Here is a 19,824-nt window from a genome sequence, read left to right as displayed (position 1 = left end):
ACCTTTGGGCGATGAAACTCAAACATTTCCTGCAACCCCTCGATTCAACCTTCTCGACGCCCAAGGCAGCCCGCAAGTTGTTGCGTTTGTTTGCCTTTGCGTTGGTGCTCGGCGTTTATGTGGGGGCTTACAGTTATCTGCGTGCGGCATTCAGCGAGGAAATTTCGCTGCGGCGCAGTTATATGAACGAGGCGATTTCCGACGCACAGAGTTTTTTCGTCAGCCGCCAGACGCTGTTGAAGAGCCTCGGCCTGTCCACCGTCAGCCATAAGACGCCGCCTGTGGGCAATCTCAATGAAGTGCCGGCCGAAGAAGTGCATATCACCCTCGGTGAAGCAGGCAATATCTGGAGCCTGTGGCTGACCCGACGCATGCTCGATTACTTGCAGGCCAACCAGGTCAACCTGATTTACGTGCCGCAGCGTGCCACGCCGCTGGTCGAGCGCCTGTTTACCGTGGGCGAAGCGCCGGGAGCCGTACCGGAGTCGGTGTTGAAACGCTTGATGGCGGTGGATACCGGCAAGGTGTCGGTCAGCGATGAGTTGTGGCTGACCGAGCAGAGTCGCCTGGATTCATCGCTGTACATTTTTACGCGCCTGGACGAGCGCAGTCCTTCATCGGGCTGGCTTGGATTAGAGGTAGACGGACCGGACCTGATCAACGCCTTGCAGCATGAGAAGGCCGGCGACTTCATGTTGCTCGACGGTGCGGGCCAACTGATTTTCAGCAGCGCGCCCCATCAACCGGCGGCGGCGCAGGTGTTGCGCCAGTATCACTCCACCGCCAGTTTCGGCTGGGAAGGCAGCCGCTGGTTGCCCGACCGCCTGGCGATCCGCAAGCACTTGGGCTATTCGCACTGGCAGATCGTCTACAGCCTGGAGTTGAGCTCGCTGTTGCCCAGCCTGGCGCTGCCGTTGCTGGTCTGCTTGCTGCTGTGCGCTCTGGCGAGCCTGCTGATGGTGCGACTGGTCCGGCGCATCGACCAGCGCCTGATCATCCCGGCGGCCAATCGCATCGAAGCGTTGGTGGAGAGCGAAGCGTTCAGCAGCGCGGTCATTCGGATCGCCCCGGTGGCCTTGTGCGTGCTGCGGCGCAGTGACGGCGAAGTGGTGCTGGAAAACCCGTTGTCGCGCCAATGGCTGGGCAAGGGCCAGGAGCGCCGGCAACTGTGTCTCGACTGGGTTCGCCGTGCCTTCCATGATGCCGAACACGGCAGCACCGACGAGTTGCAGATGGCCGATGGTCGCCACCTGTTCCTGAGCTTTGCGCCCACCCGTTACCAACGTGAAGAAGTGTTGATCTGTGCCTTCAGCGACATCAGCGAGCGCAAACAGGTCGAGTTGGCGCTGGAGCAGGCGCGAACCCTGGCGGATGCGGCCAACGAGGCTAAGACCCTGTTCCTCGCAACCATGAGCCACGAGATCCGCACGCCGTTGTATGGCGTGCTGGCCACCTTGGAGTTGCTTGCCCGCACCGAGCTCAACAACCAGCAGCGCGGCTACTTGAATGCCATCGAAGGTTCCTCCGCGAACCTGCTGCAATTGATCTGCGACGTGTTGGATGTCTCCAAGATCGAAGCCGGGCAGTTGTCCCTGGAACTCACGGTGTTTTCTCCGCTGGAACTGGTGCAGGAAGTGATTCAAGGCTACGCCGGTGCCGCCCAGAGCAAGTGCCTGCAATTGTTCAGTTGCCTCGACCCGCACACCCCCGAACGCGTGCGCGGCGATGTCACACGGATTCGGCAGATCCTCAACAACCTGCTCAACAACGCGCTCAAATTCACCGAGAGCGGGCGCATCGTCCTGCGTTTGCGCCTGGAAAGCCGTGAGGGCGAGCGCAGCATGTTGCAGTGGCAGGTGGTCGACACCGGCAAAGGCATTGCGGCGCACGATCAGCCCGATTTGTTCGAGCCGTTTTTCCAGGCCAGCGGCAACGCCAATGTGGTGGCGGGCAGCGGGCTCGGGCTGTCGATCTGCAAGCGCCTGGTGCACTTGATGAACGGCACGTTGCGTGTGGTCAGCGAGCCGGGCCTGGGCAGCAGTTTTACCTTCAACTTGCCGTTGGAGCAGGTCACCGACGATCAACCCTGGGCCTTGCCGTTGTTGGGCGAGCGGGTCTATGTGGTGTCACCGGTACGCGAACTGGCCGAGAGCATCGGCGGCTGGTTGCGGCGCTGGGGTGCGCGGGCGCAATTGGGCGTGCCCGAATCCGTCGCCACAGACCCCGGCGCGGTGCTGGTCGAGCTTTATCCTGGCGCGGTCGATGCTGCGCGGCTTCGCTGGTCGGGCCCACGGGTAGTTGCATCGGCTGATGAGCATGGCGTCTCGCTGGGACCGGGCGCGTGTTGGCAGATCGGCTTGAACAACCTGCACGCGCTCAATCGTGCCGTCAGCCGCGCCCAGGGCATCGAGGAACACCTGTCGCCCATCCCCCGCGAGGCGCCCGCCGAGGTCAGCCTGAACCTGCGTCTGCTGGTGGCTGAAGACAACCTGATCAACCAGTTGATCCTGCGCGACCAGTTGGAAGAACTCGGCTGCACCGTGGTGCTCGCCGGCGACGGTATCGAAGCGCTGTCGTTGTGGGGCGAACGCCCGTTCGACATGGTTCTCACCGACGTCAACATGCCGCGCATGAACGGCTACGAACTCACCGAACAACTTCGCCGCTTGGGCTGTTCGCTGCCGATCATCGGCGCCACGGCCAACGCGATGCTCGACGAAGCCGAGCGTTGCCTCAGCGCCGGCATGGACCACTGCCTGGTCAAGCCGTTTACCCTGCGCGCGCTCTATCAGTGCCTGCAGCGCTTTCAAAGGAGCGAGCCTTGAGTGCCTATCGCGTGCTCATCGTGGAAGACCATCCCTTTCAGCATGAGTACCTGATCAACGTGTTCCAGGCCATCGGCGGGTTTGACGTCGACGCGGTCTGGGATGGCGCCACCGCGTTGCAGCGCCTGGCCAGCCAGCATTACGACCTGTTGCTCAGCGACCTGATGATGCCGGGGATGGACGGTGTGCAACTGATCCAGCAACTGGCCGGCCTGCAGGCCCCGCCCGCGTTGGCGCTGATGAGTGTGGCTTCGCGGCGCATGTTGGTGGGGGCCGGGGAGGTCGCGGGCAACTTGGGCCTGACGGTGGCTGGATTACTGTCCAAACCGATCAGCGATCCGCAGGTGCGCAGCCTGCGCGATTGCCTCGACCGGCTGGCCGAACAGGCGCGCACGCCGTGTTGCCATCGCGGCGTCAACCTGGCGCGGGACACCCTGGCCCGCGCATTGACCAACGGTGAGATCCAGGCCTGGTTCCAGCCCAAGAAATCCCTGCACGACGGGCGTATTGTCGGCGCCGAAGCCCTGGCTCGCTGGGTCCACCCGCAGGAGGGCCTGCTGATGCCCGCCGAGTTTCTCGGCGAGATCGAACGCCAGGGCCTGGAAACCCAACTGCTGTCCTGCATCCTCGCCCAGACCCTGACCGCCCAGGCCCAGTGGGCGCAGCTCGGCTACCGGCTGCCGGTGTCGATCAACCTGCCAACCCATCTGCTCGACCAGTGCGACCTGGTCGATCGCTTGCTGGCCCAAGTACTGCAGCGCGACGCGGAGCCCCGGCAAATCACCTTCGAACTGATGGAAAGCTCCACCACACAGTTGGCCAGCAACTACTACGCTGGAGCATGTCGCCTGCGCCTGATGGGCTTCGGTCTGGCCCAGGATGATTTTGGCAAGGGCTTCAGTTCTTACTTCAACCTGGTGTCTACGCCGTTCAACGAGGTCAAGATCGACCGCTCACTGGTGCACGGTTGTGCAGACAACGAACACCTGGCGTCGGCCTTGCAAAGCATCATCGAACTGGGCCGCAAACTCGGCCTGACGACCATCGCCGAAGGCGCCGAAACCCAGGCTGAGCTGGCGGTGCTGAGGCGTTTTCGCTGCGACCAGGTGCAAGGCTTCTTGATTTCCCACGGCGTCGCTGCCGAAAAATTCAGCGCGCTGTTGATCGAGGATGGCCCTGCGCCAGCACTTATCTGAACGGCCGGGGTCACACAGTCAAGAAGCCCAGAGGAAGGGTCATCCGGTCAGCCGGGTGTTATCGGTCAATGCCGGATGAAGCATAGGCCCTACGTCCTGATTCCAGGCTTTTCGCGGTACTGACGATGAAACATGCAAGTCTGCGCCTGGACAAGCTGGCGCAAAGCTCTCAACGCCTGAACAAAGCCCTGTTGTTGCTCACCGGGCTCGCCTTGCTGCTGTCCAGCAGTTGCTATTGGGCAGTGTCGCGTTTGTTGGAAGCCGAACAGGAAAAGATCCAGTTTCACTTTGCCCGTGTGGTGGAAATCATCCATGAGCATGAGGCGTTTCTGCGCAATGTGGCCAGCGGCTACAGCCAGCGCAACTCGGCGCCGTTGCCGGCGGTGCAATCGACGTCGGTGGTGGAGGTGCAGCGCGACGCAGGGCAGGTGGTGTTGCAGGCCAAGGGGTTTGCGCTCTCGCTGCCGTTCACCTTGTCCCACGATCCCGGCTTATCGGCGGATGACACACGGCGCGCGCTGGCATTTGGCGTGCAATTGACCGACTACTACGGCGGATATTGGGCCAGCTCGTTTTATGCATCGCCACAGCTGTTCGTGCTCACCCCTGACAACCTCACCAGCCTCGCCGTGCCCGGTATTGGCGGCCTACGCCAGCATCAGCCGTTGTTGCCCGGACAGTACCGCGAGGTGGTCGGGCGCTTGCATGAATTGCAACAGCGCCAGGCCGCCTTGCTCAATGACAGTCGCGTGCGCTGGATGCGCGCGCCGTCGCAGCTGTATCACGACAGCCGCAGCGTGGTCGCAATGATCGGTCTTGATGTGCCCGGCGCTGTGTTGCCGGCTGCTCAAGGCCAGGGCTTGCTGGCCTTGGCGGCGGTGGTGGATACGTCCCAGGTCGATGAGTTCGAGCGGGTGTTGCGACTGTCGGTCTACAACCAGTTCACCCTGATCGCGCCCGAGGGCGACGTGTTGCTCGGCAGCCTCGGCGACGAACAGATGGCGCCGATGGGCTTGAGCTTCAGCCGCCAGGGCTTGCGCTTCAAGATGACCAGCGCGGGCGGTGAACGCTGGACCGGCTTGTACGCCATCACCTATCAGGACTTCCTGCGCTACGCCAAATGGCCGCTGCTCGGTCTCGGCCTCACGTTCCTCGCCGCCATGCTGCTGGGTTGGTGGATCAATCATTGGTACAAGACGCGCATCGTCAGCCCGGCGCAGCGCGCTCAGGAGCGGCTGTTCGAGAGCGAAGCGTTCAACCGCATCATGCTCCACAACGCCCCGGCCGGGCTGTGCGTGGTGCGGCGCAGCGACACGCAACTGCTGCTGGAGAACCAACGCGCCCTGCAGTTGGGCGGCACCGCGTCCTTGCTGGCGGTACTCAAGGCCAACGACGGCGCCGACACCCCCGGCGAAATGTGCCTGGCGGTGGACGGCCGTTATTTGCAGGTTGTGGTGGTGGCCGCGCGCTACGAGGGCGACGACGTATTTCTTTGCGGCTGCAACGACATCACGCGGCATGTGGACGAAGCCCAATTACTGAACCAGGCCCGCCAGGAAGCCACCGCCGCCAACGAGGCCAAGACGGTGTTCCTCGCGACCATGAGCCATGAGATCCGCACCCCCTTATATGGCGTGCTGGGCAATCTAGAGCTGATGGCCCTGACCGACATGAGCGAGCGCCAGCGTCAGTACCTGGAAATCATCCAGGGCTCGTCCACTGTGCTGTTCCAGTTGATCAGCAACGTGCTCGACGTGTCGAAGATCGAGTCCGGGCAAATGGCGGTGGAGGCGGCTGCCTTCGATCCCCATCAACTGGTGGACGAGTCGGTGCTGGCGTTCACCGCCACGGCGCGCAACAAAGGCTTGCAGATCGACGCAGAGATCGACCCGCAGGTGCCGCAGCAACTGCGCGGCGATGCCGGGCGCATTCGGCAGATCCTGCACAACCTGTTGGGCAATGCGATCAAGTTCACCGACTCCGGCCGCGTGCGTTTGCGCCTCACCGTGCAACAGCTGTTCGAGCAGGAAGTCGCCTTGCAGTGGCAAGTCACCGACACCGGCGTGGGCATTCCGGAAAAGGCCGTGGAACAGCTCTTCAAACCGTTCTACCAAGTGGCTGGCGGCCAGGATGGCAATGGCGCGGGCCTTGGGCTGTCGATCTGCTCGCGTCTCAGTGAATTGATGGGCGGCAGCATGCGCGTGGTCAGCGAACCGGGCCTTGGCAGCAGTTTTTCGCTGTTCATTACCTTGCCGATTCTCACTCCCGTGCCCTCAGCCACCAGCCCGGCGCTGGCCTCGCCCTGTCTGGATGCGCCGTGCCTGAACGTGCGGGTGCTGGTGGCCGAAGACAACCCGGTCAGCCAGGCAGTATTGCAGGAGCAGCTCGAAGCGCTCGGGGCCCAGGCCACCGTGGCGCGGGACGGCGAGCATGCGTTGCAGATCTGGGGCTCGCAGCCTTTTGATCTGGTGATCACCGACATCAACATGCCGCGCCTCAATGGTTACGACCTGGCCCGCGCCTTGCGCGAACAGGGCGTGCAGGTGCCGATTATCGGCGTCACCGCCAATGCGTTGCGCGAGGAAGGCGAACGCTGCCTCGCGGTGGGCATGAATGCCTGGGTGGTCAAACCGCTGAGCCTGAGCATGTTGCGCCAGGCGTTGATGGCGCACTGCAGGCGCGCCACGGCCCTGACGACACCGGCGCCGGACCGCGACCGGGAAGGCTGGATCGAGCTGTCGCCGTCCATGCGCAAACTGATGGGCGAGACCCTGCTGGTCGACGTGCAACTCATCGAACAGGGCCTGGACGCCGGCGACTCCGATCGGGTGCGCCAACGCCTGCACAGCCTCAACGGCGCGCTGGCCAGCGTGCGCGCCGGGCTGTTGTCCAACGCCTGTCAGACATGGGAAAACACCCTCTACGATGGCCCGTTGGACAGCCATGCCACCACGCAGATCCGTGTGTTGTGCGCGCGCTTGACGGCCGTCGCGCAGTGCCTGCTGGCCGAGTCATCCACCTGATGAACGCCCCCTACAAGAGAGCTGAACCATGCGAGACATGAACGTCGTCATAGCCGATGACCATCCCATCGTGTTGGTGGGCGTGCGCGAAATCGTGCAGCGCGACGCCCGCTACCGCCTGGTGGGCGAGGCGGTCAGTTCGACGCAGTTGATCGAGCAGTTGCGCAGCCATCGGCCGCAAGTGCTGATCACCGATTTCAACATGCCCGGCGATGACACTTATGGCGATGGCCTGAAGTTGATCGAGTACATCCTGCGCCACTTCCCCGAGACCCAAGTGTTGGTGCTGACCATGATCTCCAACAGCCTGATCCTCACGCGTTTGCAGGAGTTGGGCGTGGCCGGCGTGATCCAGAAGAACCACCTGCACGGTGAAATCGAGAAAGCCCTGGGCGCCATCAGTGCCCAGCGCAGTTACCGGGCACCGATGCCGGCGGCGACGTCGGTGGTGGGCAACGGGTTTCAGGTGCAGGAGCGGTTCCAGAGCTTGTCGCCACGGGAGATGGAGGTGCTGCGTTTATTCGTCACGGGGATGAGTGTCAGCGACATTGCCAGGCAATTGAGCCGCAGCAACAAGACCGTCAGCGCACAGAAGATCTCGGCCATGCGCAAGCTGGATGTGGACAGTGATCAGGCGCTGCTGACCTATTGCATCGAGGCCCGGCAGTTTCAGTAGGGGGGTTAGCGGTACGTCATCTGCATCAACAGCGTTGCGCTGTAGCTGCCCGCTTCGGGCAGTTCGCCCACGGTCACCGGTTTGACTCGTAGGGTCAGTTCCAATGGTTCTTTTTCCACCGTCCAGTTGCTGGTTTCTCCCAGACTGAAATCGGCCTTCGCGCTTTTATTCAGCAGCCCCAGGCGCAGTCCCAGACCAACGCGATTGGTGAGCAGGGTCTGGTTGTCAGCGCTGCCCAACCCCGCTGAAAACGTCAGGCTCACCTGGCTGTCAGCTTGGCAATCGAAGATCAGCGGTACGTCGGTAGCGGCGACGCTGTCATCGACCAACTGGTTGAGGTTGGCGTCACCCAGTTTCAACTGTTGCGAGGTGGGAAAGCGTGGTGTGCAGGGCGGCGCGATCAACTTGCCGCTGACATCGATCTTCGCCTCATCCGCCGGTTGCGCAACCGCCGTGCCGGTCACCGCCAGCAGTATCCAGATAAGCGCTTTCATAGGTAGTTGATGGTCATGACGATCGACGAGGTGAACGCGCCCGGCGTCAGGGTGCCTTGTGCGATCAGCTTCGCCTTGAGGCTGATGTCGACGTTGCCGCTCAGGTTGCTGTAGGCCTTGGCGGTGCCTTTGAGGTTGGCCACCGTATTGTCTGCCCACAACAGCGAAACGCCGAGGTTGTCGGCCGTGGTCTTGGCCACGGTGTCGGTGTGCGTGCCTTTGCTGGAAGCGAAGCTTACGTTCAGCGATGAGCCAGCCGGGCAGGTCATTTTCACGGGAACCGCTACGGTATCGGTGGTGGCGACCTGGTCGGTGCGCACATTACCGAATGCTGCCGTGAGGGAGGTGCCAGAAGTCAGTACGCAGGGCGGTCGGGTGAGGGTGCCGCTTACGGTGATATTCACGGTGTCGGCGGCCTGGGCGGCAGTGCCGAGCAGTACCAGGGCGAGCAATGACGTTTTCATGAAAGCCTCATTGGTAATTGATGTTCAGGGTGTATTGGCTCTGGAACGCACCGGCAGGCGATTTCCCAGCCTCCAGTTGCGGCTTGAAACTCAAATTCACGCTGTTGCTGCCGGCCCTCAGTTGCATCGCGCGCGGGCTGGTAAAAACCACCGGGTTGCCGCTGTCGGTCCAGATAGCCTGCATGTTCAGCCCCGCAAGCGTGGTGCGTGATACTCCGGTATTGGCGTTGACCACTGACTGGCTCGGCGTCAAGGTCACGTTGGCGCGCATCGACGACGGGCAATTGAGTGACACGCTGGTCGACTGCGAAACGGCGCTGAGATTAGCGCTGCTGATAGTGCCGAATTTCAAGTTGACGGCGCTCGGAGAACTCAAGCTGCAACTGACGGCGCGGACGTTGTAGATGAATAGCCACTCATGGAACCATTCCGCATAGGCCTGCCAACCACCTGTAGAGGTCACGCCAAGCTTCACTCTCGCGGTGCGCCGGCCCGGCGTACTCGGGGCGGTTCCCACTACGTAGTACACGTAAGAAACCGAGCGTCCGGCGAGTATGGGCGCGCAAGTCCCACCCAAGCATGCGGCTCCCCAACTGCCCAGCGGCAGTTGAAGCATATAGGTGTTGCTATAGGGGTCCAGGACCTGCAGGTTAGCGGGGGACGTTCCGGAAATCGCCGTGATTTCCAAATTGGTACCTGCGCCAGACGGGTAGGTACGTACCGCTGTGCAGGTACCGCTGAATGGGACTTTCATCTCGGCTCCGGCGGCGAATTCGTAACCGTTGGATGGATAGCCCGAGAGAGAGCATTTTATGCTTCCACTGATGAAAGCCTGTGCTTGAGGCGACAGCCAACCCAGCACCACCAGTGTCATGAGCTTCAGCAAGCAGTTTCCAGGCTTGATTTTCATGATCATTACTTACGAATCCTTGGCACCCGACCCACCGGCCGCGCGCTCACATTGAATGTTCAGTTGTGTAATCCCACCCTCGGCAGGCCCTTTATCGTCCAGTTTCAATTCGCGGCTGCACCACGGCTGGTTATCCACGCTGATCAACAGGCGTGACTGCGCCGGTACGCCGCTCAGGTACGCACGGCCCTTGTCGGCCACCAGTGTGCTACCCAAAGAGCGCCCATCCGGGGCGAACAGTTCGGCCTTGGCGGCAAACGGTGCCGCTTCGCCGCGTGCATCGATGATGCGGAACAGAATGCGTTGGCCTTTGCGGGTCTCGAAGTCCGCCAGCACAAAGGCACCGCGATTCGGCGTGACCTCCTGCACCAGTTGGGCGATGTCGACGTCAGCCGGCATCGACTGGGTGTCCAGCGACATACGGTTCTTGCGGTAGGGCAGGGCAGACGGCACCACCGTGTAGCCATTGGCATTGGTGCGCACACCCCGCTTGTTGGCGATTCCCACGTCTGCGGCGCCGGGTGTGGCCACGATCACGTTGGTTTCGCCCAGAGGCTGACTGAAAATCAGATTGCGGTCATAGGCGACCACCGAGCCCTCGATGCCCATGTCCAGCTGCCGGCTACCGGAGGTCTCGTTATAGCCACCGTGCACGATGGCGTTGGGTGCGTCATAGCGCGCGGTAAACGTGCTGCCCATCACGCGGTCATTAGCGTTGACTTGCTGCGACACGCCAGCGCTGTAGGCCAGGGTGTCGTCCTCCAGCGCATTGCCGCTCAACGTCGCCGTGCGCGAGGCCGTGCCCCGCGCGCTCTGGTTCGCGTTGACCGATACACGCTGGTTGCGTGTACCGCCCAGCGGCATGCTGATGCTCAGGGACAGCGTGCGGTCATTGCTGCTGTCCCCTTTGTTAGCGCTCAAGCCGAGAGTATAGGAAATGTCCCCGACGCTGGCGCTGTAGCCCAGTTGAATCGAGGTGTCGGCATTGCTCTTGTCCCAGTAGTTGGTTTTCGTCACGTTGGCATACACACCGCCGTAGCCGCCCAGTTGCTGGGACACGTTGGCGGTGAAGTTGCTCTTCATATGGCCGCTGCGGTACATCTCCAGCGACTGCTCGTTGGTGCGGCTGTTGAGCGCCTCGTTGAACGAGTAGTAGCCGCCGGTGGAATAGCGATAACCGATCAGGCTGAAGTTGGTGTCGGTGGCCGCCAGGGCTTTGGAGTAGCGAAAGCGAAACGACTGGCCGCTGGCGGTGGTTTTTGCCGGGCCCATGGCTTCGCTGCGCGCGTGGGTCATGTCCACTGAAATCGCACCGAAACCGGCGAAGTCGTGGGCGAACCCTAGCAGGCCGGCGCTGTACTGATCACTCAGCAGGCTGCCGCCGAACAGCGTGGTGCCGCCGGCCAGGCCGCGCCGCAGGGACGCCTGGATAAAACGCGGGGTGTCCTGCTGCGTGGTCGCTTGCGCCGGGCGGTACTGGCCGGCGAATACCGAGTAACTCTGTTGGCCCTCACGCAGCATGTAAGGCACCGACGAAAACGACTGGGTAAACACCTGGCGCTGGCCATCGGGGCCTTCCACGGTGACTTCAATGTCGCCATTGCTGGCGGTGGGGTACAGGTCGGTCAACGCGAACGGCCCCGAGGGCACCCACTGCTCATGGATCACGTAACCGCGCTGGCGGATGATCACCCGCGAGCGGCCGTTGGCGATGCCACGAATCACTGGCGCGAATTGGCGGGCCTGGTCGGGCAGCATGTCCATGTCCGAGGCAATGCCCAGCCCGCGATAGGGGATGGCGTCGAACAGGTCACCTTCGGTGGTGGAGTCGCCCACTGTGGCAATCGCCATCATGTTGCCCATGTTGCGCTGGGCGTAGGTTTCCATCGACTCCCAACGCCCGGTGTCGCCTGTGCCTTTCTGCCAGGTGGAGAAATTGCGCAGCCGCCAGGCTCCGGCGTTTATACCGCTGCGCAGGCTGCCGAACTGGTCTTGGCGGCTGCCGGTGTCGGACTCCACCGTACTCCCGGAAAAGCTGTAGTTGGTGAACGCCACTTGCTCGCCGTCACTCCACTGCCGGCGGCGTACTTCAAACGGGATGCTGCCCAGGTACGCTTGGGGAATCTCAATCGACAACACTTGGCGGTTGAAGTCGTAGTCGTAGACCATCCCGGCCAGGCCCTGGTCGAACGCGATGCAGGTAGCGTCGGCGTCGCTGCGGTTTTGCAGGGCGGTATCGGCAACCCCTTGGCTACGAAAAAAGTCGGTATCCAGGCACGGGAAAAGCCCGGTGGAGGAGCGGTCCGACGTACCGTTGGCGCGAATAAAGCGTACATCGCGCTGCTCGACCGAATGCTCATTGACCAACACGTCTACCCGGTAAATCCCCGGCAACTGGCCTTCGCTCATGGCGCTGACCTGTTGTTTCACGGCGGCCGAACTCTGCCCGCCGCCGATCTCGAGGAACGACGCATCGAACTCGTAGCCAGCCTGTGCAGGGGCCAAATGCAAGGCCAAGGCCGCCGCGAGCGGGCAGCCGAAAGCCTTCATGGCGCAACGGCGCATGAATGGGAGTGAACGGGGCATGGGCGTTCCTGAAATGGCGTTTCGAGGTTGGCGCTTGGGTATCAGTGAAGGCGGACGACGGGGGCGGTCACGACGCTGCCGTAGTCATCGATGTAGCTCATTTGCACTTCATCACCGGGCTTGGCCTGGATCGCTAGTTCCTGCTGTTGGCCGGGGCGCAGCACATCCGGTGCCTGGGTGATCGGCTGGCCGTTGAGCTTCAGCTCGCTGACCACAACATGGAATTTGGACGTGTTGTTGAACATCAGCGCGCCGGCATTGGCCTTCCAGTTCACTTGCGCCACCGCGTCCTTGAGTTCGCCTTTAAGGCCAGCGGGGCGGTAGAACAGCTTGATGGTGGTCTTGAGGGCGATCTGCAGCACGTTCTTGCCTTTCTGGTCGTCACTCATGGCCGGGATCGCCTTGACGTTCATCAGGAACAGGCTTTCACGGTCTTGTGGCACATCGGCGCCACCGGCAAAGATCACACGCAGGATGTTTTCCTTGTTGGCGTCGAGCCGGAACAGCGGCGGGGTGACGATAAAGCTGTCGACGCTTTCTTCGCTGGTGCCGCCGAAACGGCTGACCCAGGACTGCACCAGGTAAGGCGAGGTGTCTTCGCGGTTGCTCACATTCAGATTGGCTTCGTTGGAGGCGCCGTTGTAGATCAGGCGCGTGGCGCCTACGGTCACGGCGGCGTCCGCTGCTGCGACATGCCAGAGCGGTAAGAGCGCGAGCAAAAAATACAGTTTCAAACGCATGATGGGAGACCTTTAAAAGTCCGTAGGCCGGCGCGGCGGCGCCAGGCCCACGGTGTTGACGAGCAATTACTTGTAGGTAACGTCGAAGCTGGCCAGGGCGTTGACTTGACCGGTGCCGATGCCAGACGTGGTCACTGCATCGTCGCCCGTGCCCGTAGTCACATCGGCGGCGGTGCGCACATAGGCGGCGGTGAAGTTGAAGGTGTTGGACATCGCTCGCAGGTCGTAGTCGGCGGTCGCGGTATTCAGTGGAACCGCGTTTCCGGTACGCGCGTCAGCGATCTTGATCGCGATACCTGTGACCTGGTTTTCACCGGTCAGGCCCAGCAAGGTGGAGTCGCTGGCGTCTTCCTGGCCGCTGAAGGTAATCGCGACGTTTTTCTTGGTCGCGGTGCTGCAGTTGTCCAGGCTGATCGAGAACGCTTTCGGCTTGGCGGTGGCGCCCACTGTTTTCCCGAAGTCAGCGATGCGCACCGGATCGAGTGTCACGGACTTGCTCTCGTCGCCGGTTTTGATGGTGCACGCGTTGTCGGTCACGGAACCGGTGAATTGGATCTGCCCGTCCGCAGCTTGTGCGGTACCGGCCAGCAGCCAGCAAGCGCCGCATGCGAGAGTGATTTGGCTCAGTTTGTTCAGCATTGCAATGCCCTTTACGAGATGGATGGTTGTCTGCTTACCCCCCTTGGGTAAGCCAATCCATAGTGCAATGCTGGGATTTGGAGGCACATGAGACAGATCTTAAAAGCTGGCCTACTGATGGCCGTTCGACCGGTGAGTCCATATCCGACGCCGGGCGTGATATTCTGCGCGCCGTCTTGGTCTAGTCTTTCCTTGGTACGTACATCCGTATACGTCCCAGCGGTTGACTGTCGCCCAGGTTGCTGAAGCCAATAAAGATAAAAAGTCAGCGCAGAAGGGACATAAAAGTGAGGTCGATACGTCGGCTTTGTGTGCCCACCCTGTGGCCTTCATGTGAGTGTGCAAACCCCGCGGTACGTTGCCTGGCGTAGCGTGATTGAGGGTTGCCCATGATCAGGGGCAGTGGGGCGGATGGCGTTTTATCATAGGTGCTACTGATGTTTAAAAAAGTAAACACTGCCCTGCTGGGGCTGGCTTTGTCGCTGGGGATCACGTCCGTTCATGCGGAAGAGGCAAAGAAAGTCGATGTGCTGCTGATCGGCGGCGGCATCATGAGTGCAACCCTCGGTGTCTGGCTTAACGAGCTGGAACCGGACTGGTCGATGGAAATGGTCGAGCGCCTCGACGGCGTGGCCGAAGAAAGCTCCAACGGCTGGAACAACGCCGGTACCGGTCACTCGGCCCTGGCCGAGCTGAACTACACCCCGGAAGACAAGAACGGCAACGTTGAGATCCCGAAAGCGGTCGAGATCAACGAAGCGTTCCAGATCTCCCGTCAGTTCTGGTCCTGGCAGGTCCAGCAGGGCGTGCTGAAGAACCCGCGTTCGTTCATCAACACCACTCCGCACATGAGCTTTGTGTGGGGCGATGACAACATCAAGTTCCTCAAGAAGCGCTACGAAGCCCTGAAAGCGAGCCCGCTGTTCGCCGGCATGCAGTACTCCGAAGACCCGGCGCAGATCGCCAAATGGGTCCCGCTGATGATGGAAGGGCGTGACCCGAACCAGAAAATCGCGGCCACCTGGAGCCCGCTGGGTACCGACATGAACTTCGGCGAGATCACCCGCCAGTTCGTTGCTCACCTGCAAACCACACCTAAGTTCGACCTGAAACTGTCGAGCGAAGTGCAGGACATCACCAAGAACGCCGACGGTTCGTGGCGTGTCAGCTACAAAAACCTGAAAGATGGCACCAAGACTGAAACCGACGCCAAGTTCGTGTTCATCGGCGCCGGCGGCGGTGCACTGCACCTGCTGCAAAAGTCGGGCATTCCTGAAGCCAAGGAATACGCTGGCTTCCCGGTGGGTGGTTCGTTCCTCGTGACCGATAACCCAACCGTTGCCGAGCAGCACCTGGCCAAGGCCTACGGTAAGGCTTCGGTTGGCGCGCCACCGATGTCGGTTCCGCACCTGGACACCCGCGTGCTGGATGGCAAGCGCGTAATTCTGTTTGGCCCATTTGCCACCTTCTCGACCAAGTTCCTGAAAGAAGGCTCGTACCTGGACCTGCTGACCAGCACCACCACCCACAACATCTGGCCAATGACCAAAGTCGGTATTCGTGAATACCCACTGGTTGAGTACCTTGCTGGCCAACTGATGCTGTCCGATGACGACCGCTTCAAGGCGCTGCAAGAGTACTTCCCGAACGCCAAGCAATCCGACTGGCGCCTGTGGCAAGCCGGTCAGCGCGTGCAGATCATCAAGCGTGACGAAGAGCAGGGCGGCGTCCTGAAACTCGGCACCGAAGTGGTCAGCTCCGCCGACAACACCATCGCAGGCCTGCTGGGTGCATCGCCAGGCGCGTCCACCGCGGCTCCGATCATGCTGACCGTGCTGCAGAAAGTGTTCAAGGACAAGGTGGCTACTCCGGCCTGGCAGGAAAAGCTGCATCAGATCGTGCCAAGCTACGGCACCAAGCTGAACGACAGTCCTGAAGCCGTTGCCAAGGAATGGGCCTACACCGCCAATATCCTGCAACTGCCTACACCGCCGGTGATCCCGGCAATGGCTGCTCCCAAGGCGACCGAGGCTGCCAAGCCTGCGGCTGAGCCGAGCAAGCCGGCGTCTGATCTGGCGCTGTAAAAACAGGTAGGGCGCTGATTCAGGTCCAACTGTAAAAAAGCCCGCTGAACCGGTGACGGTCAGCGGGCTTTTTCATGGCCGTGAGAACAGTTCAGCAATCCGACAGACATCACCTGTTAAAAAAGTACCCAGGCCTTAGCAGGAGCGTGGCTCAAATACGGGGGCATTTTTTACTTGTGCAAGTGTTGGGCGTCAGCGCCCGAGGGGGTTATATGTTGCTACGTTACGCAGCATTGGCGGCCATGGTCGTTGCGGCATCCGGGTGTGTGCAAGAGCGTGTCGTGCATGAGCGTCGACCGCCACAACGTGAGTATGTCGAGGTGGTTGCGCCACAACCGCCACCGGTGCAGGTGATCGAGGTCGAGCCTGCGGTACGCGAAGGTTACATATGGTCGCGTGGTTACTGGCGCTGGGAAGGTGGGCGCTATGTTGCGGTACACGGCCATTGGGAGCCCGTGCGCCAGGGCTATCGTTATGTGCATCCGCATTGGGTGCAGCGCAATGATGGATACCACTGGCAGGTTGGTGGGTGGATTCGCTGAGCCTCGTCCTAAGAGGGCTTTTTCGTACCCAAGAGCCTGACTTCCCGTAACAGCGCGGCGCCGAGTTGATCGGTGCCCAGCTCCTTGTAACCCACGGCTTTAACCTCACCGTTCTCTTCCGCCTGGATGATGATCACCGGTGTTTCCTTGCCGGTGGCTTCGTCGACGTGCATCGCGTACTGGGGAATATCCAGCTTGATCGGTGTACCCGCTGCCTTGCCCTTCACATTGATCAGAAACGCCGCGCAGCCAGTGTCGACATCCGTACTGGTGGCCGAACGGCCGCTGACGAAGCAGGTTTTCGGTAGCTCAGGCCAGGCGATATCGGCCAGGGCGAGGGACGGCGACAAGGCCAGGGCAGCAAGAAGAAACGAGCGCACGTGGGGCTTTCTCTCGATCAGGGGCAGAGGTGGTTTTTACCAAAGCCTGCCCTTCGCCGCAACGCGCGGGTTCAGGTCAGGCGCTTGATGCCCGCCACCTTGACCGCACTGAGGTCAAAGGTGGCGGTGTGTTCACAACCTTGCCGACGGGCCAAGGCGATAAAAACGATGACCGACCGGCCAGCCCCTTTATCTCACTGCACTACGCGATAACAAGGCACGTACGCCGCACCGCCCGGCAACTTCATGCGGTGCTGGGCGACGAACGCCTGCAACAGCTCATCCAGCGGCTTCATGATGGCCGGGTCGCCGTGGATCTCGTACGGCCCATGCTCCTCGATCAGGCGGATGCCTTTGTCCTTCACGTTGCCGGCCACGATCCCCGAGAAGGCGCGGCGCAGGTTGGCCGCCAGTTCGTGGGGTGGAAGTGCGTGGCTCAGTTGCAGGCCGGCCATGTTTTCGTGGGTCGGGTCGAACGGGCGCTGGAAGCCTTCGTCGATTTTCAGCAGCCAGTTGAAGTGGAACGCGTCGTTGCGTTCGCGGCGGAATTGTTTCACCGCCTTGAGGCCGACGGTCATTTGGCGGGCCACTTCGGCCGGGTCGTCGATGATGATCTGGTAGTGCGCCTGCGCTGCTTCGCCCAGGGTGGCACCGACGAAGGCATGCAGTTGCTGCAAGTACGGCGCAGCCTGTTTCGGCCCGGTGAGAATGACCGGGAAGGGCACGTCGCGGTTGTCCGGGTGCATCAGGATGCCAAGCAGGTACAGGAACTCTTCAGCCGTGCCGGCACCGCCTGGGAAGATGATGATGCCGTGGCCGACACGCACAAAGGCCTCCAGGCGTTTTTCGATGTCCGGCAGGATCACCAGCTCGTTGACGATCGGGTTCGGCGCTTCGGCGGCGATGATGCCCGGCTCGGTCAGGCCCAGGTAGCGGCCGCCGGTGATGCGTTGCTTGGCGTGGGAAATGGTCGCGCCCTTCATCGGGCCTTTCATCACGCCGGGGCCGCAACCGGTGCATACGTCGAGGCTGCGCAGGCCCAGTTCGTGGCCGACTTTCTTGGTGTATTTGTATTCTTCGGTATTGATCGAGTGCCCACCCCAGCACACCACGATCTTCGGTTCCACGCCCGGGCGCAGCGTGCGGGCGTTGCGCAACAGATGGAACACGTAGTCGGTGATGCCTTGGGAGTTGCTCAGGTCGATGCGCTGGCTGTCCAGTTCGTTCTCGGTGTAGACGATGTCGCGCAGTGCGCTGAACAACATCTCACGGGTACTGGCGATCATTTCACCATCGACAAACGCGTCGGCAGGCGCGTTCAACAGTTCCAGGCGCACGCCACGGTCCTGCTGGTGGATGCGCACTTCAAAGTCTTTGTAGGCGTCGAGGATGGTCTTGGCGTTATCGATATGCGCGCCGGTGTTGAGGATCGCCAGGGCGCACTGGCGGAACAGGGTGTAGATACTGCCGGTACCGGCTTCGCTCAGTTGCTGGACTTCACGTTGGGACAGGGTTTCGAGGCTGCCCTTGGGGCTGACGGAGGCATTGATGACTTGGCGTTGGGGCATTCTGATTCCTTGAAAGCACAGCCACCGCACCCTACGAGGCGCGATAGCTTGAGAATGGTGGGCGCCGTAAACGGTCGCACGAGCCGAATATTTACCTCAGGCGCGGGGCCCAGCGCAAATACCGTCCACCCCCATCATGCCGCAGAACTTACCGAATCAGCTTCCAGTTTTTGTAGAAAACCCGACGCAGGGTAACGGCCATCCCGCAAAACCCTGGGATCACGGCGTTGAGCAGCGACGGCAACACCGCAACGGCGTGCGACCTTGTGCAGGCTTTACATCGTTTCTAAGCCTTGCCAGCCTTGTGTGGATTGAATTTTGTAAACGGAAGATTTACGTCTATCGTGACGCTTCGGTTTTTCAGGCGTCATAGACCGGTACGATTGAAGTTGAATGGCCACCATTGGCCTTCGGCACCTTGGAAGAGGCAGAAATTTTTATGATCATCAAACCGCGGGTTCGTGGCTTTATCTGTGTGACCGCTCACCCTGTTGGCTGTGAAGCGAACGTCAAAGAGCAGATCGACTACGTCACTAAAAACGGCGTCATCGAAGGCGGCCCCAAGAAGGTGCTGGTCCTCGGTGCTTCCACCGGCTACGGCTTGGCCGCGCGTATCAGTGCTGCGTTTGGCTGCGGCGCCGACACCCTGGGCGTGTTTTTTGAGAAAGAAGGCGAAGAAGGCAAGCTCAGCTCCGCTGGCTGGTACAACAGTGCTGCGTTCGAGAAGTTTGCCGTCGAAAAAGGCCTGTACGCCAAGAGCATCAACGGCGACGCGTTCTCTGACGAGATCAAGCGGCTGACCATCGAAACCATCAAGAAAGACCTGGGCAAGATCGACCTCGTGGTCTACAGCCTGGCGGCGCCACGCCGTACCGATCCTAAAACCGGTGAAGTCTATAACTCCACCCTCAAGCCAATTGGCAAGGCTGTGACCCTGCGCGGTATCAATACCGACAAAGGCGTTGTGGTCGACACCACCCTTGAGCCTGCAACCCAGGAAGAAATCGACGGCACCGTGAATGTCATGGGTGGCGCCGACTGGCAGCTGTGGATCGACGCCCTGCGTGATGCAGACGTGTTGGCCGAAGGCGCCAAGACCACCGCGTTCACCTACCTCGGCGAGAAGCTGACCCAGGATATCTACTGGAACGGCTCCATCGGCGAAGCCAAGAAAGACCTCGACAAGAAAGTCCTGACCCTGCGCGACAACCTGGCCGCACTGAAGGGCGACGCCCGCGTGTCGGTGCTCAAGGCCGTGGTGACCCAGGCCAGTTCGGCGATCCCGATCATGCCGTTGTACTTGTCGCTGCTGTTCCGCGTGATGAAAGAGCAGGGCACCCACGAAGGCTGCATCGAGCAGGTCTACGGTTTGTTCAAGGACAGCCTGTACGGCAGCGAGCCGAAACTTGACGCCGACGGCCGCCTGCGTGCCGATCTGGCTGAGTTGGAGCCTAAGGTCCAGGACGCCGTTGCGGCACTGTGGGATCAGGTTACTGACGAAAACGTCAACGAGATCAGCGATTTTGCCGGCTACAAGGCGGAGTTCCTGCGCTTGTTCGGCTTTGAAGTGGATGGCGTGGACTACGACGCTGACGTGAACCCGACCGTGAAGATCAACGGTCTGGTCCAGGCGTAAGTGATGTGATTGACAGCGGCCTTGATAACCGGGTTATCAGGCCGCTGTCAGCGCTTTCTTG

Annotated in this window: 15 protein-coding genes and 1 pseudogene; 7 read left to right on the top strand and 9 right to left on the bottom strand. The window is 61.2% G+C overall.

The features are described 5' to 3' along the window. The first annotated feature begins 11 nt into the window (after positions 1 to 11). The 4 genes from ACKZ62_RS20560 to ACKZ62_RS20545 all read left to right on the top strand — a co-directional run bounded on the left by ACKZ62_RS20560 (position 12) and on the right by ACKZ62_RS20545 (position 7,720). The gene (locus ACKZ62_RS20560; protein ID WP_447095736.1) at positions 12 to 2,825 is read left to right on the top strand and encodes an ATP-binding protein; all 2,814 of its coding nucleotides are present in this window, start codon (positions 12 to 14) and stop codon (positions 2,823 to 2,825) included. Beyond that, positions 2,822 to 4,021, top strand: a complete 1,200-nt coding sequence (locus ACKZ62_RS20555; protein WP_032888851.1) for a response regulator cyclic di-GMP phosphodiesterase PvrR — start codon at positions 2,822 to 2,824, stop codon at positions 4,019 to 4,021. The genes ACKZ62_RS20560 and ACKZ62_RS20555 overlap by 4 nt, the downstream gene beginning before the upstream one ends. 125 nt (positions 4,022 to 4,146) lie before the next feature. Further along, positions 4,147 to 7,044, top strand: coding sequence for a hybrid sensor histidine kinase/response regulator (locus ACKZ62_RS20550; protein ID WP_099601420.1), 2,898 nt, complete (start codon positions 4,147 to 4,149; stop codon positions 7,042 to 7,044). A gap of 28 nt (positions 7,045 to 7,072) precedes the next feature. Next, the gene (locus ACKZ62_RS20545; RefSeq protein ID WP_032888855.1) at positions 7,073 to 7,720 is read left to right on the top strand and encodes a response regulator; all 648 of its coding nucleotides are present in this window, start codon (positions 7,073 to 7,075) and stop codon (positions 7,718 to 7,720) included. 5 nt (positions 7,721 to 7,725) lie between these two features. On the opposite strand, the gene ACKZ62_RS20540 is transcribed toward ACKZ62_RS20545, so the two are convergent. The 6 genes from ACKZ62_RS20540 to ACKZ62_RS20515 all read right to left on the bottom strand — a co-directional run bounded on the left by ACKZ62_RS20540 (position 7,726) and on the right by ACKZ62_RS20515 (position 13,553). After that, entirely contained in the window at positions 7,726 to 8,214 is a 489-nt protein-coding gene (locus ACKZ62_RS20540; RefSeq protein WP_032888857.1) for a fimbrial protein, read from the bottom strand. Continuing rightward, positions 8,211 to 8,678 carry a fimbrial protein gene (locus ACKZ62_RS20535; RefSeq protein WP_095184177.1) on the bottom strand — a complete coding sequence of 156 codons (468 nt, stop codon included), beginning with the start codon at positions 8,676 to 8,678 and terminating at the stop codon, positions 8,211 to 8,213. Before ACKZ62_RS20535 ends, ACKZ62_RS20540 begins: the two co-directional genes overlap by 4 nt. Before the next feature lie 7 nt (positions 8,679 to 8,685). After that, positions 8,686 to 9,594 (bottom strand): fimbrial protein, encoded by a 909-nt coding sequence (locus tag ACKZ62_RS20530; protein ID WP_241149719.1) that lies wholly within the window; start codon positions 9,592 to 9,594, stop codon positions 8,686 to 8,688. Positions 9,595 to 9,597: 3 nt separating this feature from the next. Then, complete coding sequence (locus ACKZ62_RS20525; protein ID WP_447095735.1) at positions 9,598 to 12,174, bottom strand: fimbria/pilus outer membrane usher protein; 2,577 nt, start codon at positions 12,172 to 12,174, stop codon at positions 9,598 to 9,600. Positions 12,175 to 12,215: 41 nt separating this feature from the next. Next, the gene (locus ACKZ62_RS20520; RefSeq protein WP_032888863.1) at positions 12,216 to 12,914 is read right to left on the bottom strand and encodes a fimbrial biogenesis chaperone; all 699 of its coding nucleotides are present in this window, start codon (positions 12,912 to 12,914) and stop codon (positions 12,216 to 12,218) included. A gap of 66 nt (positions 12,915 to 12,980) precedes the next feature. After that, positions 12,981 to 13,553, bottom strand: a complete 573-nt coding sequence (locus ACKZ62_RS20515) for a fimbrial protein (protein WP_032888865.1) — start codon at positions 13,551 to 13,553, stop codon at positions 12,981 to 12,983. A gap of 437 nt (positions 13,554 to 13,990) precedes the next feature. Here ACKZ62_RS20515 and mqo point away from each other — a divergent pair, with 437 nt between their 5' ends. After that, the gene (mqo, locus tag ACKZ62_RS20510) at positions 13,991 to 15,637 is read left to right on the top strand and encodes a malate dehydrogenase (quinone) (protein ID WP_032888867.1); all 1,647 of its coding nucleotides are present in this window, start codon (positions 13,991 to 13,993) and stop codon (positions 15,635 to 15,637) included. A 212-nt stretch (positions 15,638 to 15,849) separates the two neighbouring features. Then, positions 15,850 to 16,179 carry a YXWGXW repeat-containing protein gene (locus ACKZ62_RS20505; protein WP_095184329.1) on the top strand — a complete coding sequence of 110 codons (330 nt, stop codon included), beginning with the start codon at positions 15,850 to 15,852 and terminating at the stop codon, positions 16,177 to 16,179. Between the two features lie 8 nt (positions 16,180 to 16,187). Here the strand turns inward: ACKZ62_RS20505 and ACKZ62_RS20500 are convergent, their stop codons facing one another. The 3 genes and pseudogenes from ACKZ62_RS20500 to ACKZ62_RS20490 form a co-directional block, all read right to left on the bottom strand. After that, positions 16,188 to 16,559, bottom strand: a complete 372-nt coding sequence (locus ACKZ62_RS20500) for a hypothetical protein (protein ID WP_032888869.1) — start codon at positions 16,557 to 16,559, stop codon at positions 16,188 to 16,190. A 194-nt stretch (positions 16,560 to 16,753) separates the two neighbouring features. Further along, a complete protein-coding gene (gene ppnN, locus ACKZ62_RS20495; RefSeq protein WP_032888871.1) occupies positions 16,754 to 18,127 on the bottom strand; it encodes a nucleotide 5'-monophosphate nucleosidase PpnN in 1,374 nt (457 codons plus the stop codon). Between the two features lie 148 nt (positions 18,128 to 18,275). Next, positions 18,276 to 18,374, bottom strand: a pseudogene (locus tag ACKZ62_RS20490) (aspartyl/asparaginyl beta-hydroxylase domain-containing protein); the annotation flags it as partial. Positions 18,375 to 18,566: 192 nt separating this feature from the next. Between ACKZ62_RS20490 and fabV the strand changes: the two are divergent. Next, positions 18,567 to 19,763, top strand: a complete 1,197-nt coding sequence (gene fabV, locus ACKZ62_RS20485) for an enoyl-ACP reductase FabV (protein ID WP_032889283.1) — start codon at positions 18,567 to 18,569, stop codon at positions 19,761 to 19,763. Positions 19,764 to 19,824 lie beyond the last annotated feature (61 nt).

Source organism: Pseudomonas sivasensis (genome assembly GCF_052938085.1).
This window is presented reverse-complemented; position numbering and strand designations above follow the sequence as displayed.

Excerpts from the sequence above, each read along its gene's own strand:
- ACKZ62_RS20560 (WP_447095736.1), top strand. The coding sequence starts at position 12 with ATGAAACTCAAACATTTCCTGCAACCCCTCGATTCAACCTTCTCGACG.
- ACKZ62_RS20550 (WP_099601420.1), top strand. The coding sequence starts at position 4,147 with ATGAAACATGCAAGTCTGCGCCTGGACAAGCTGGCGCAAAGCTCTCAA.
- ACKZ62_RS20545 (WP_032888855.1), top strand. The coding sequence starts at position 7,073 with ATGCGAGACATGAACGTCGTCATAGCCGATGACCATCCCATCGTGTTG.
- ACKZ62_RS20540 (WP_032888857.1), bottom strand. The coding sequence starts at position 8,214 with ATGAAAGCGCTTATCTGGATACTGCTGGCGGTGACCGGCACGGCGGTT.
- ACKZ62_RS20535 (WP_095184177.1), bottom strand. The coding sequence starts at position 8,678 with ATGAAAACGTCATTGCTCGCCCTGGTACTGCTCGGCACTGCCGCCCAG.
- ACKZ62_RS20530 (WP_241149719.1), bottom strand. The coding sequence starts at position 9,594 with ATGATCATGAAAATCAAGCCTGGAAACTGCTTGCTGAAGCTCATGACA.
- ACKZ62_RS20525 (WP_447095735.1), bottom strand. The coding sequence starts at position 12,174 with ATGCCCCGTTCACTCCCATTCATGCGCCGTTGCGCCATGAAGGCTTTC.
- ACKZ62_RS20520 (WP_032888863.1), bottom strand. The coding sequence starts at position 12,914 with ATGCGTTTGAAACTGTATTTTTTGCTCGCGCTCTTACCGCTCTGGCAT.
- ACKZ62_RS20515 (WP_032888865.1), bottom strand. The coding sequence starts at position 13,553 with ATGCTGAACAAACTGAGCCAAATCACTCTCGCATGCGGCGCTTGCTGG.
- mqo (WP_032888867.1), top strand. The coding sequence starts at position 13,991 with ATGTTTAAAAAAGTAAACACTGCCCTGCTGGGGCTGGCTTTGTCGCTG.
- ACKZ62_RS20505 (WP_095184329.1), top strand. The coding sequence starts at position 15,850 with ATGTTGCTACGTTACGCAGCATTGGCGGCCATGGTCGTTGCGGCATCC.
- ppnN (WP_032888871.1), bottom strand. The coding sequence starts at position 18,127 with ATGCCCCAACGCCAAGTCATCAATGCCTCCGTCAGCCCCAAGGGCAGC.
- fabV (WP_032889283.1), top strand. The coding sequence starts at position 18,567 with ATGATCATCAAACCGCGGGTTCGTGGCTTTATCTGTGTGACCGCTCAC.